Source organism: Nissabacter archeti (assembly GCF_018257325.1).
In the GTDB taxonomy this organism is placed as follows: Bacteria; Pseudomonadota; Gammaproteobacteria; order Enterobacterales; family Enterobacteriaceae; genus Chimaeribacter; species Chimaeribacter arupi.
Map to the genome: position 1 here is coordinate 367745 of NZ_JAERKB010000008.1, position 12975 is coordinate 380719.

Here is a 12975-nt window from a genome sequence, read left to right on the forward strand (position 1 = left end):
GCAAATTAATCACATCCAGAAGAGGCGTCAATTCTGAAAAAGCAGGGTCAACAGAATACAATTTCCGAATATATGGGCGGGTTCTATATTTAATAATAAAAGATTTGTCCTGATTATTATTTAAAGCCGCCGCCACCGGGGCAGCGGCTGTTCAGTCAGGCGAAACGGGACAGGCTAAACGGCGTAAGATCATAGGGAAGGGGCTGGTCATCCGCATACAGCGCGGCAATTTCACCCAGTACACTGGCAAATTTAAACCCATGCCCGCTCAACCCGGCGATAACCATCGCCTGCGGGCAGCCGGGCAGGGTATCAATGATAAAGTCTTCATCAGGCGTCATGTCATAGGTGCAGGCTTCCCCATGCAGACAAACCCCAACCCCCGGCAAAAAACGCCGCAGGAAGCGGAAGACTTCCGTGCCGTCCTCGGCAATGCTGCCGAACGGTTTACGCTGTTCCGGTGCCGAAATCGGCTGGCCGCCCTGGTGTTTGCCGAGCTTCAGACCCTCTTTACCCGCCGGGAAGCCGTAATAGTGGTCGCCCTCGGCCATTTCGACCGTAAAGGCCGGGAAATGATTTTCCTCACTGTAGCGGCCATCGGCCTGATGCCAGGAGAAGACTTTACGCAATGGCTGTATCGGCAGGGAGGGCAGCAACGCCTGCACCCAGGTACCGGCGCTGATCACCACTTTCCGGGCGGTGAACGCCCCTTCCGGCGTGGTGACCTGCATCCCTTGTTCCAGCGGCGTGAGGGCGGTGACCGGGCAGTTAAACAATTGGGCGCATCCGGCTTCGCGCGCCAGCCGGATATACTCGCTAATCGCCTGTTCACATTGCAGCACGCCTGATCCCGGCTCAAAGATGCCGATGAAGTTATCCGGCACGGTAAACTCCGGCCAGCGGGCCTGCACCTGGTCAGGCCCCAGGATCTCAACCGGCAGCCCGTAGGTTTCGGCACTGAGACGCACATTGCGCATAAAGGCTGAATCTGCCGACCCGAGGTTAATCACGCCGCACGGGTGAAACAGGCGCTGGCCGCTGATGTCGGCCAGTTGCTCCCATAATGCCTGCGCCCGCAATACCATCGGGACATAGCGTTCCCCTTCGCCATACGCATGGCGGATGATGCGCGTCTGACCGTGATGGCTCGCGCCTTTGTGCGGGGGCATGGCGCTGTCAATCATCAGCACTTTCATGCCGGCCTGGGTGGCATAGTAGCCTGCCGCTGCGCCAACTGAACCGCTGCCGACAATGATCAGATCATATTCCATGGAAGGTGCTTCCTCGTGATTCAGGGTAAAAAGACCCTGCCATCATAGAGAGAGTGACCCGGCGTTGACAATCCGCACCGGCAGAGAAAAAGGGTTGGGGGCCAGAAATGCAAAAGGCACCCGGATAACGGGTGCCTCAGGCCAAGCGATAAATAACGTTAATGTTTACGATGGTCCAGATCCAGGTATTCATTGGATTCTATCTTTGCGATGCCTGCTTCAAGAATGGAAACAAGTTGCCGCGCCACATCTGTCGTTAACCATAACGTTCTGTCAACATGTGCTTCTTCTGGAGATTGGTCTGTTGAAGACAGGTAATGAAGACGAATCATCATGGCATCATAAACATCGACGGTACTGATATCCCAACCTACGAGCGGGTGTGTCTGAATTACTTCATCTTTTCTGTCCATATAGACCCCTTCTTTGGTAGTGACTAACGTGAGTGACTAACTGAGGAGCAATGCGGCTCTTTATGAAGTGAGCACTTAAGTATAAGCACGGCCGACAGGTTTTTGGGAAGTAAAAGTTGATAATAGGCTAAAAAGAGGCCCGAATGGGCAATAAATGAACATGATGCGGTGTTTTTGGCGATTAATCAGGAGAAACCTCCCCGGCATAACCGGAGAGGCTGAAGATTACTCGGCCGAAGGGGTAATAACCGGTGAAAAGCGTTTTTCCCACTGCGCTGCCAACTGCGCAAAATGTTTTTGTGTCTCTTCATCCCGGTTCTGGTTCTGCGATTCCAGCTTCAGGCTGTGAATCATTAATTGGGCTGATTTATCATCGTGACTGAAAGCCAGATAAGAGAATGCCGTCTCCAGCACGCTCAGCCGACGTTGCTGATCGCGTATCAGCTCCAGCAGCTCGCCAAACGTCATTGCCTCTTCCGGTTTTTCGGCGGCCATGTGCCTACCTCCTGTGTGAATACAAGCCAGACAGATTACGGGCCGTGAACGGGGCAGGGGCGGCACGGTAGATGGCGACCCGGTTGACCCATCACAAACGGCCCTGTTACACGCGACAGCGGTTAACGCTGAGTATGTAACATAATGTTATATCGGTCTGGGGAAGAAAAACAGGCTGGCCTGAGATATAAAAAAGCCGGGAAGCGACGCCCGGCAAAAAAACAGCAAAGGGTTAAAAGTCAGTGACGAACCACTCGTCGGCGCTTTCCCATGTTTCTTGTAAGATCTCTTCGATCAGCGCCCGGTCCGTTTTCGCGCCGCCCAGCACCGACAGATGATTGGCCCCGGCGTAACGCACCTGTACGGCCACATCGGTAAACTGCTGGTTGAGGCGTTTGCTCAGCTCACCCGAGAGCGCCTCAAGCGCGCCCGCCGGCAAGGGTTTGGTTTTATCCACGGTAAGTTCAACACGCATAGTGCACCCCCACATCAGAATATACTGTTAATTTATACAGTATGCTGTGCAGGGGCGCAAGCCTGTTTTAAAGGAAACCGGAAAGCGTGGTCAGGAAACGCGCGTCACGCGCCAGGGGAGGGTCTGGCCCGCCAGGAACGGCACCACACTTTCACCGGCTACCGCAATCTCCTCTTCCTGCACCACATCTGTCCGGGTCAGCTCAATAAACCCTTCATTGACCGGCAAGCCGTAGAATTGCGGGCCGTTCAGCGAGGCGAAGGCTTCCAGGTGTTCCAGTGCGCCCAGCTCGTCAAACACCGTGGCATAAGCTGACATGGCTAACGGCGCATTGAAGCAGCCGGCACAGCCGCAGCTGGATTCTTTGCGGTGGCGGGTATGGGGCGCGGAGTCGGTACCGAGGAAGAAACGATCGCTGCCGCTGGCAACGGCACTGCGCAGTGCCTGCTGGTGGATATTACGTTTCAAAATCGGCAGGCAGAACAGATGCGGGCGGATACCGCCTACCAGCATGTCATTGCGGTTGAACATCAAATGCTGGGGCGTTACGGTGGCCCCTAAATAGCGGTCACCCGCCAGGACGTAATCCGCGGCGTCTTTCGTGGTGATATGTTCGAACACAATCTTCAGGGCCGGGAAATGGCGGCGGATCGGGTCCATGACTTCGTCAATAAAACGTGCTTCGCGGTCGAAAATATCAACGTGCGCATGCGTGACCTCACCGTGGATCAGCAGCGGCATCCCAATCCTTTGCATCTCTTCAAATAAAGGGTAAATGCCCGGCACATCAGTCACGCCGTGAGACGAGTTGGTGGTGGCATTCGCAGGATAGAGTTTTGCTGCGGTAAAGACCCCTTGCTCAAACCCTTGTACCAGCTCACTGGCGGCCAGGGAGTCTGTCAGGTAGCAGGTCATCAGTGGGGTAAAGTGATGGCCGGAAGGCACCGCCGCCAAGATGCGTTCACGGTAGGCAATCGCTTGCGCGACTGAGGTGACGGGGGGCGTCAGGTTCGGCATGACAATCGCCCGGCCAAAAACGTCACTGGTGTAAGGCACCACGGTTCTGAGCATGTCATCATCACGCAGATGGATGTGCCAGTCGTCAGGGCGGCGGATCTTCAGAACTTGCGGTTGGGCGGTCATTTCACAACACTCCGGCATAAATGGAAAAGGCGTTAAAGGCATCAGCCGTATAAACAGGCGATTTATGGCGGGGTGTAAGGATAAGCGTAAACTTGATCAGATGCATCTGTTTGTTAATCCAAAGTTGAAATCACCGGCAAGATAGGGCCATAGTAAACCTGGTCATCCGGCCGGCGGCGATATTGCCTTAAGCGCGCCGTCCGGCATTAAAAAATAAGGAGTCATGAGTATGGAAGTGCGTGTCGTCGCAAGTCTGGTTGCCAAACCAGAATACCTGGAAGACGTGACCAATACCCTGCATGAAATTATTGAACCGAGCCGCCTGGAAGTCGGGTGCATTCAATATGAACTGCATCAGGATGAAGAAAATCCTGCCTGCTTCGTGTTTTTTGAGCGCTGGCGTTCACAAGAGGCGCTGGATAAGCACAGCAACAGCGAACATTTCGGCCGCTTTGCCAGCCAACTGGAAGGCAAACTCGCGTCGTTGGACATCAAAACATTAAAACAGATCGCCTGAGCCGCTGTGCCGCCGCCCGGCATTGCCCATAAAAAAACCCGCCGGATGGCGGGTTTTGTTTTTTGCGGCGGAGTTATTCACTCATTTCAGGTTTGGTTGCCGGGGCAGTGGCGGTGTTTACCGCCGCATGTCCGCCCGCAGAGCCTTTACCTTCAAAGTTAAACACCGGACGCTGCCAGTCACTTTGGCGGGCCGGTTCCGGGGTGTATGCCGGTGCCGGTGCCTTGGTCATCGGCGCGGTCGCGTGGTGAGTAAACTCAACCGGAGCCGGTGACACCGCAGGTTTAGCCGCAGCGGCCGTGGCTTCAGCAATCAGCGTCTCTTTGACCGCCTTTTCCTCTTCCAGCGGCGCAACGTCAGCCTCAGGTGCCACAGCGGCAGCACTAACCGTCGCTTCAGCGGCATTTACCGGTGCTTCAGCGGCGTTAACCGGTGCTTCAGCAGCGTTAACCGGGGCTTCAGCGGCGTTAACCGGGGCTTCAGCGACGTTAACCGGTGCTTCAGCAGCGTTAACCGGTGCTTCAGCAGCGTTAACCGGTGCTTCGGCAGCGTTAACAGGCTCTTCGGCAGCGTTAACCGGCTCTACAGCGGCATTTACCGGGGCTTCTACGGCAGGGGCCTGAGCAGGAACCTCTTGTGCCTGAGCAGCAGCTACAGCAGGCGCAGTGTCCGGCATGCTGACCGGTGCAGGCGCGCGCTCTTCAGCCACAGGCTGTGGCTCAGCAGCAGGGGCCTCTTTTACCGGCTCAACGTCCAGCTCAATACCTGCTTCCGGTGCGACAGTTTCCACCTGGTCGATGGTTTCCGCGGTCAGCGGATCAGCCATGATTTCCAGGGTCGGGGTCTCAACGGTTACGGTGTCCTCTGTCACCTCGTCTGCCGTAATGTCAGTACGGGCAGCATCTGTACCGGCAATCTCTTCCGGGGTAGAGGACGGATAAACGTAATCACCATTTTCATGCAGCTCAGCGATACCGGCGGACAACGCAGTGTGCGGAGACATCGGCTCGTCATGATGCTCGTCAGTGGACGCAGTGACAGGGTAGCTGACCCAGACCTTACCTGACGCCATTTCCGGCGAGGCAAAGGCACCTGCCAGCGGCACCGGTGACTGAGAAGGGTAACGCTCATCACGGTAACGACGACGGCGCTGGCCGCTGACACGCAGGTGACGCGGCGAACGGCGGGAACGACGCGGCATCCCGGTTTCACCGTTGGCGTTACGGCCTTCCGCATTGTCATCATCTTGCTGAACGGACGCCTCTGCAACCGGCTGGCTCTCCGCAACAGGGGTGCTTTCCACCGCAGCCTCACCATTAAAGCGCACTTTCTGCGTCAATGGGCGACGTTCGCGGCGCGGCATCACCGGCTGCTGGCGATCGTCCTGATCGTTGTCATCCGTGTTGACGGCGGCCGTCACATCTACCGGGGCGATCACCTCTTCAGCGGCGATATCCTGCGGTGCTTTACGCTTCTCTTCCTGACGACGGCGCTGACGCTCAGCTCGCTGCTCACGACGTTGCTGCTGCTCTTCACGCAGGGCCTTTTCAGCCTCTTCACTGCGCGGCTCAGCCACCACGTCCTGATTGCGCTTATTACGGCGCTGCTCGTCACGGGGTTCACGCATTTCACGAGGTTCGCGCGGCTCACGGGCTTCGCGTGGTTCGCGGGATTCACGTGGTTCACGGGCCTCACGCGGTTCGCGGGATTCACGCGGCTCACGGTCGTCACGCGGGCGACGCTCCCCGTTACGCTCTTTACGGTTATTGCTCTGGCGACGCGGTGTACGGCGATCGCGCTCATTACGGCGAGGCTCGGTGCTCTCTTCCTTCACCACCACGTCTTCTTCAGCCGGTTTGGCTTCAGGTTGCTGCGGCTCACCCACAAACAGGTTTTTCAGGCCACTCAGCAGGCGGCTGATAAAGCCAGGCGCAGCAGGCGCTTCCTCTTTTTTCACCGGTTGGCTTGCGGCAGCGGCGACAGGCTTACCGGCGGCTTTTTCTTCAAACACCGGTGGTGCTTCAACCGGCAGGGCAAAGGTCGCCAGCGCCGGTTGTTCCGGACGTTTGCGCTCAGCCGGCAGGTCGTCTGAAGGCTGGACCATCTCTGCTTCATGCAGTTGCGGCAGCAGGTAGCTCAGGGTTGACGTCTCTTCGCCTTTACGCACGCGCAGCACCGAATAGTGCGGGGTGTGCATCTGGTCGCTTGGCACGATGATGGCGCGCACGCCGCCCTGGCGTTTTTCGATGGCATTGACGGCTTCACGTTTTTCGTTCAGCAGGTAAGAGGCGATCTGTACCGGAACAATCGCGTGCACTTCCTTGGTGTTCTCTTTCAGCGCTTCTTCTTCAATCAGACGCAGGATAGAGAGCGACAAGGATTCGTTGTCACGGATGGTGCCGGTGCCGCTGCAACGCGGGCAGACATGGTGGCTTGACTCACCCAGGGACGGGCTGAGGCGCTGGCGTGACATCTCCAGCAGGCCAAACCGTGAAATACGGCCGATCTGGATGCGGGCACGATCCTGGCGCACCGCATCACGCAGGCGGTTTTCCACTTCACGCTGGTGGCGCACCGGGGTCATGTCGATAAAGTCGATGACAATCAGGCCGCCGAGGTCACGCAGGCGCAGCTGGCGGGCAATTTCATCAGCCGCTTCCAGGTTGGTGTTGAAGGCGGTTTCTTCGATATCGCCGCCGCGGGTCGCACGGGCGGAGTTGATGTCGATGGCGGTCAGCGCTTCGGTGGTATCGATAACGATAGAGCCGCCGGACGGCAGGCGCACTTCGCGCTGGAACGCAGACTCAATCTGCGATTCGATCTGGTAGTGGCTGAACAGCGGGATCTCACCGGTATATGGCTTGATTTTGCTGCTGAAATCAGGACGGCCCAGGGCAGCAATGTGCTCTTTGGCCAGGTCAAGAATCTTCGGGTTGTCGATCAGGATCTCGCCGATATCCGGGCGCAGATAGTCACGGAAAGCACGGACGATCACGTTGCTTTCCTGATGGATCAGGAACGGGGCCGGGCGGCCTTCCGCGGCTTTCTTAATCGCTTCCCAGTGTTTGATGCGGAAAGAGAGATCCCACTGCAGCGCGTCAGCAGATTTACCGACACCGGCGGTACGGACAATCAGCCCCATGCCGTCCGGCAGTTGCAGTGAAGAGAGGGCTTCTTTCAGCTCTGTGCGGTCATCCCCTTCAATACGGCGTGAAATGCCCCCGGCGCGCGGGTTATTCGGCATCAATACCAGGTAGCTGCCGGCCAGGCTGATAAAGGTAGTGAGGGCAGCGCCTTTATTGCCGCGCTCTTCTTTATCAACCTGAACGATGACTTCCTGGCCTTCACGCAGCACATCTTTGATGTTGGGGCGACCATGAGAGGAGTAGTTACTGGGAAAATATTCGCGGGCAATTTCTTTGAGGGGGAGAAAACCGTGTCTTTCGGCACCGTAATCAACAAAAGCGGCTTCAAGGCTCGGTTCTATACGGGTGATTTTGCCTTTATAGATATTGGCTTTTTTCTGTTCATGGCCTGGGCTTTCAATATCCAGGTCATATAAACGCTGTCCATCTACGAGGGCAACACGCAACTCTTCCTGCTGAGTTGCGTTAATTAACATTCTTTTCATCTTAACTTACTCGTTATTTTTGCATTGTCGATAAAGCTGCGGGCAAAATAACCTCCTGACCGGTGTTACCGTTGGCCCCGTGTCTTCTCGCAAAGCCGTCAACCTCCCGGTTGTCGCCTGCATAGGGGCGCATTACTTCGGTAAGCCTGCCTTTCTTTGTGAAAAGCAGCGCTCTTTGTAGGGGAATAGCCTCTCAGTTACGTCGACAGATCTCATTCCATTATGCCGGCCAGGCTGCGACCCGCAGCCCGCTAATTGCTTGATTTCACGCTACGTCTTACGCCATTGCTGCGTGTGTGCCATCAGGCAACGTTCTGATTCCGCTATTTTCCCTGTCTTAACGAGATTAACGCGGAAAGAAATCGCATTATTCCATTGCAGACACGGTTATAGCAAGGTGACTTTAGCAGTGCCTTACAAGAAACTCACGCACAAGAAAGCAGGACGGTAACGGTTGCTGAGTAAATAAACAAAATTATGCCGGGTCTGCGGCCAAAAGCCGGGCTGCGTCACAAAAATCAGTGGCGCGAAGGCGGCCGGGTATTTAGAATCGCCGCCATGAAAACAGAGAATCCATCAGTGCAAATCGTCACTATTTCTGACGATCAGGCCGGCCAGCGAATCGACAACTTTTTGCGCACCCAACTTAAAGGGGTGCCGAAAAGCATGGTGTACCGCATCGTGCGTAAAGGCGAAGTCCGGGTAAATAAAAAGCGCATCAAACCCGAGTATAAACTGGAGGCGGGGGATGAAGTGCGTATCCCGCCTGTGCGGGTGGCTGAGCGCGAGGAGCCGCAGGTTTCCGCCAAACTGGATAAGGTGGCCGCACTGGCCGACTGTATCCTGTATGAGGACGAGCACCTGCTGATCCTGAACAAACCCGCCGGTACGGCGGTGCATGGCGGCAGCGGGCTGAGCTTCGGGGTAATTGAGGGGCTGCGCGCCCTGCGACCGGAGGCGCGCTTCCTGGAGCTGGTGCACCGGCTTGACCGCGATACCTCCGGCGTGTTGCTGGTGGCCAAGAAACGTTCGGCATTACGATCGCTCCATGAGCAATTGCGCCTGAAAGGGATGCAGAAAGATTACCTGGCACTGGTGCGCGGGCAATGGCAATCCCATTGCAAAGTGGTGCAGGCCCCGTTGCTGAAGAATATCCTGCAGAGCGGTGAGCGGATTGTGCGGGTCAACAGTGAGGGCAAACCTTCTGAGACGCGCTTTAAAGTCGAAGAGCGCTTTACCTTCGCCACGCTGGTCAAAGCCAGCCCGGTGACCGGCCGTACCCACCAGATCCGCGTTCATACATTACATGCCGGGCATCCGATCGCCTTTGACGACCGCTACGGTGACCGTGAGTTTGACAGCCAGCTGGCGTCAACCGGGCTGAAACGGCTGTTCCTCCATGCGGCGGCGCTGCGTTTTGAGCATCCGGGCACCGGTGAGACACTGCGCATTGAGGCACCGCTGGACGCCGCGCTGCAGCGCTGCCTGCAGGTGTTGCGCAAAGAGGCGAAAGCCTGATGGACTGAAAGGCACCGTAAAGTGCCTTTTTACCGCCTTTTTCAGGCAAGCAACGGATTGACCCCCTCCGCCCGTAACATGGCCAACAATGTGATCAGCGGCATCCCGACCAGGGTGTTGGGATCGCGGCCGGATAACCGGTCAAACAGGCTTATCCCTAATGCCTCGCTTTTAAAGCTGCCGGCACAGTCCAGCGGCTGTTCGCGCGCCAGATACCCGTGAATCTCGTCATCAGTCAGTGCCCGGAAATGCACCTCAAAAGGCTCGCAGCAGCACTGCACGGCACCGGTTTCGCTGTTAAGGAGCGCCAGCCCGGTATAAAACGTCACGCATTGGCCGCTGGCCTGCCGCAACTGGGCAAACGCGTTTTCCAGGGTATGCGGCTTGCCGGTGAGGGTGCCGTCCAGGACGCAGACCTGATCTGAACCTATAATCAGGTGGTGCGGGTAAGCCTCTGCCAGAGAACGGGCCTTGGCTGCCGCCAGGCGCTGCACCAGTGCCTCTGCCGTTTCACCGGGGCAGGGGGTTTCATCTGCCGCCGGTGCGGCGGCAGTAAATGTCAGGCCGGTTTTTTCCAGCAAAGCCCGGCGGTAGGGCGAGGTAGAGGCGAGAACCAGAGGAAGGGACATATTTTTTCCACAAACCGTAGCGTAATTGAATTCTGCATTTTAAACTATCGGCCGCTGCGGAAGCGAATATTGGTGAAAGGTGCGGTAATCCGGCCTTTTTCTTTGACTCCATGTCGTTACAAAGTTAATATGCGCGCCCTATGCAAAAGGTAAAATTACCCTTGACCATTGATGCGGTTCGTACCGCGCAAAAGCGTTTAGATTACGCAGGTATCTATTCGCCGGAGCAGGTTACACGCGTAGCCGAGTCCGTGGTCAGTGTGGACAGTGATGTAGAAAGCGCTTTATCGTTTAACATTGATAATCAGCGTCTGGCGGTGATTTCCGGGGTTTCGGACGTCACGGTTACGCTCGAGTGTCAACGTTGCGGAAAGACCTTTGAGCACCATGTACACACAACATATTGTTTCAGCCCGGTCGTCAATGATGAGCAGGCTGAGGCATTGCCGGAAGCTTACGAACCGATTAACGTCGATGATTTTGGCGAAGTTGATCTGTTGGCAATGATTGAAGATGAAATCATTCTTTCGTTGCCGGTGGTTCCGGTACATGATTCTGAACACTGTGAAGTGTCCGACGCGGACATGGTCTTCGGTAAACTGCCTGAAGAGGCGGAGAAACCTAATCCATTTGCCGTATTAGCCAGTTTAAAGAAAAAGTAATTGAGGAGTAAGGTCCATGGCCGTACAACAGAATAAACCAACCCGTTCCAAGCGTGGCATGCGTCGTTCGCACGATGCCCTGACCACCACCACTCTGTCTGTGGACAAAACGTCTGGTGAAACCCACCGTCGTCACCACATCACTGCCGACGGTTTCTACCGCGGTCGCAAGGTTATCTGAGTAGCTTTCGCTAATTTTTAGCAAAGCGACAGATGCCTTGGCTTGTCTGACCCTTGCGTTAGATGTAATGGGCGGGGACTTCGGTCCGTCCGTCACAGTGCCTGCTTCATTGCAGGCACTGGCCTCCAATCCAGAGCTCAATCTTCTTTTAGTCGGTGATCCCGACGCGATCTCGCCTTACCTGAACCGAACCGATCCGTCTGTTATGACGCGCTTGCGGGTAATCCCTGCTGAATCGGTGATTGCCAATGACGCCAAACCGGCGCAGGCGATCCGTGCCAGTCGCGGCAGCTCTATGCGTATTGCGCTGGAGCTGGTGAAACAGGGAGACGCGCAGGGGTGCATCAGTGCCGGAAACACCGGCGCATTGATGGGCCTGGCTAAAGTCGTACTGAAGCCGTTGGAAGGGATTGAACGCCCGGCGCTGATGAGCGTCTTACCGCATCAGCAACGCGGCAGGACGGTGGTGCTTGATTTGGGCGCCAATGTCGCGTGCGACAGCACAATGCTGGTGCAGTTTGCCGTCATGGGGGCCGTCATGGCGGAAGAAGTGGTGGGCATCACTCACCCCCGGGTTGCACTGCTGAATATCGGGGAAGAAGAAGCCAAAGGCCCGGATAATATCCGCGAAGCCGCCGCCGTGCTAAAAAGAACGCCAACAATAAACTATATAGGCTATCTTGAAGGCAACGACTTGCTGACCGGTAAGACGGATGTCCTGGTGTGTGACGGCTTCGTGGGTAACGTCACCCTGAAGACCATGGAAGGCGTGATAAGGCTCTTTTTGTCACTCCTCAACTCCTCTGGTGAAGGGAAGAAAAAAACCTGGTGGGTAACGCTGCTGGGTAAATGGTTACAGAAACGCGTGGCAAAGCGGTTCGGTCATTTGAACCCCGACCAGTATAATGGCGCATGTCTGTTAGGATTGCGGGGCACCGTTATTAAAAGCCACGGCGCAGCGAATCAACGCGCATTTGCTGTCGCGATCGAACAGGCTGTGCAGGCGGTGCAGCGGCAGGTCCCAGAGCGTATTGCCGCGCGCCTTGAGGCTGTATTACCCAAGAGTGACTGATCGTAAATGTATACTAAAATTCTCGGTACGGGGAGCTATTTGCCCGTACAAGTGCGTACTAACGCCGACCTCGAAAAAATGGTGGATACTTCCGACGAGTGGATTGTCACCCGCACCGGTATTCGTGAACGCCGTATCGCCGCAGCCGATGAAACCGTCTCCACGATGGGCTTCAATGCCGCGCAAAAAGCGATTGAAATGGCCGGCATCGACAAAGACGATCTGGGCCTGATCATCGTCGCCACGACCTCCTCCAGTCACGCTTTCCCCAGTTCCGCATGCCAGATCCAACAACTGTTGGGTGTAAAAGATGCGGCCTCCTTTGACCTGGCTGCCGCATGTGCCGGGTTTACCTATGCCCTGAGCGTGGCCGACCAGTACATCAAAAGCGGCGCAGTCAAACATGCGCTGGTGATTGGGTCTGATGTCCTGTCCCGCACCCTCGATCCGAACGATCGCGGCACCCTGATCCTGTTTGGGGATGGTGCCGGTGCCGTGGTGCTGGGCGCATCCGAAGAGCCGGGCATCCTCTCGACCCATCTGCACGCCGATGGCCGTTACGGCAACCTGCTGGCGCTGCCGCACCATAACCGCCAGGATCCGGACGGCACCGCGTACCTGACCATGTCAGGCAACGAAGTGTTCAAAGTGGCGGTGACAGAACTGGCGCATATCGTGGATGAAACGCTGTCGGCCAATAATCTGGACCGCAGTGAGCTGGATTGGCTGGTGCCGCATCAGGCCAACCTGCGTATCATCAGCGCCACGGCCAAAAAACTTGGCATGGGGATGGAGCATGTGGTTGTCACGCTTGACCGCCACGGCAACACCTCTGCGGCCTCTGTTCCGGCAGCACTGGACGAAGCGGTCCGGGACGGACGTATTCAGCGCGGTCAACTGGTACTGCTCGAAGCCTTTGGCGGCGGCTTTACCTGGGGCTCGGCGTTGGTTCGTTTCTAATCTGGCAG

13 protein-coding genes are annotated in these 12975 nt (G+C 56.4%); 6 read left to right on the forward strand and 7 right to left on the reverse strand.

Features of this window, described 5'->3' with window-relative positions; genetic code table 11:
* Positions 1 to 155: 155 nt before the first annotated feature.
* The 5 genes from solA to pyrC form a co-directional block, all read right to left on the reverse strand.
* Positions 156 to 1271 (reverse strand): N-methyl-L-tryptophan oxidase, encoded by a 1116-nt coding sequence (gene solA, locus JK232_RS13380; RefSeq protein ID WP_072925469.1) that lies wholly within the window; start codon positions 1269 to 1271, stop codon positions 156 to 158.
* Between the two features lie 158 nt (positions 1272 to 1429).
* Positions 1430 to 1684, reverse strand: coding sequence for a biofilm formation regulator BssS (gene bssS / locus JK232_RS13385; protein WP_072925467.1), 255 nt, complete (start codon positions 1682 to 1684; stop codon positions 1430 to 1432).
* Between the two features lie 225 nt (positions 1685 to 1909).
* Complete coding sequence (locus tag JK232_RS13390) at positions 1910 to 2179, reverse strand: hypothetical protein (RefSeq protein ID WP_072925462.1); 270 nt, start codon at positions 2177 to 2179, stop codon at positions 1910 to 1912.
* A gap of 232 nt (positions 2180 to 2411) precedes the next feature.
* Positions 2412 to 2654, reverse strand: coding sequence for a DNA damage-inducible protein I (dinI, locus tag JK232_RS13395; protein WP_072925457.1), 243 nt, complete (start codon positions 2652 to 2654; stop codon positions 2412 to 2414).
* Positions 2655 to 2744: 90 nt separating this feature from the next.
* Positions 2745 to 3797, reverse strand: coding sequence for a dihydroorotase (gene pyrC, locus JK232_RS13400; RefSeq protein WP_072925451.1), 1053 nt, complete (start codon positions 3795 to 3797; stop codon positions 2745 to 2747).
* Between the two features lie 229 nt (positions 3798 to 4026).
* Here pyrC and JK232_RS13405 point away from each other — a divergent pair, with 229 nt between their 5' ends.
* The gene (locus JK232_RS13405; protein ID WP_072925445.1) at positions 4027 to 4314 is read left to right on the forward strand and encodes a putative quinol monooxygenase; all 288 of its coding nucleotides are present in this window, start codon (positions 4027 to 4029) and stop codon (positions 4312 to 4314) included.
* Positions 4315 to 4387: 73 nt separating this feature from the next.
* Here JK232_RS13405 and rne read toward each other — a convergent pair whose 3' ends face one another.
* On the reverse strand, positions 4388 to 7945 hold the full coding sequence (gene rne, locus JK232_RS13410; protein WP_212589304.1) for a ribonuclease E: 3558 nt from the start codon (positions 7943 to 7945) through the stop codon (positions 4388 to 4390).
* A gap of 558 nt (positions 7946 to 8503) precedes the next feature.
* Here rne and rluC point away from each other — a divergent pair.
* Entirely contained in the window at positions 8504 to 9463 is a 960-nt protein-coding gene (gene rluC, locus JK232_RS13415) for a 23S rRNA pseudouridine(955/2504/2580) synthase RluC (RefSeq protein ID WP_072926836.1), read from the forward strand.
* Positions 9464 to 9504: 41 nt separating this feature from the next.
* Here the strand turns inward: rluC and JK232_RS13420 are convergent, their stop codons facing one another.
* A complete protein-coding gene (locus JK232_RS13420) occupies positions 9505 to 10092 on the reverse strand; it encodes a Maf family protein (RefSeq protein WP_101833807.1) in 588 nt (195 codons plus the stop codon).
* 140 nt (positions 10093 to 10232) lie between these two features.
* Here JK232_RS13420 and yceD point away from each other — a divergent pair, with 140 nt between their 5' ends.
* From yceD to JK232_RS13440, 4 genes are read left to right on the forward strand one after another with little or no spacing between them, the layout of a single operon-like run.
* Complete coding sequence (gene yceD / locus JK232_RS13425; RefSeq protein ID WP_072925435.1) at positions 10233 to 10754, forward strand: 23S rRNA accumulation protein YceD; 522 nt, start codon at positions 10233 to 10235, stop codon at positions 10752 to 10754.
* 16 nt (positions 10755 to 10770) lie between these two features.
* A complete protein-coding gene (rpmF, locus tag JK232_RS13430) occupies positions 10771 to 10935 on the forward strand; it encodes a 50S ribosomal protein L32 (protein WP_072925431.1) in 165 nt (54 codons plus the stop codon).
* Between the two features lie 37 nt (positions 10936 to 10972).
* A complete protein-coding gene (gene plsX / locus JK232_RS13435) occupies positions 10973 to 12007 on the forward strand; it encodes a phosphate acyltransferase PlsX (protein ID WP_072925428.1) in 1035 nt (344 codons plus the stop codon).
* Between the two features lie 6 nt (positions 12008 to 12013).
* Entirely contained in the window at positions 12014 to 12967 is a 954-nt protein-coding gene (locus JK232_RS13440) for a beta-ketoacyl-ACP synthase III (RefSeq protein WP_072925426.1), read from the forward strand.
* The last annotated feature ends 8 nt before the right edge of the window (positions 12968 to 12975 follow it).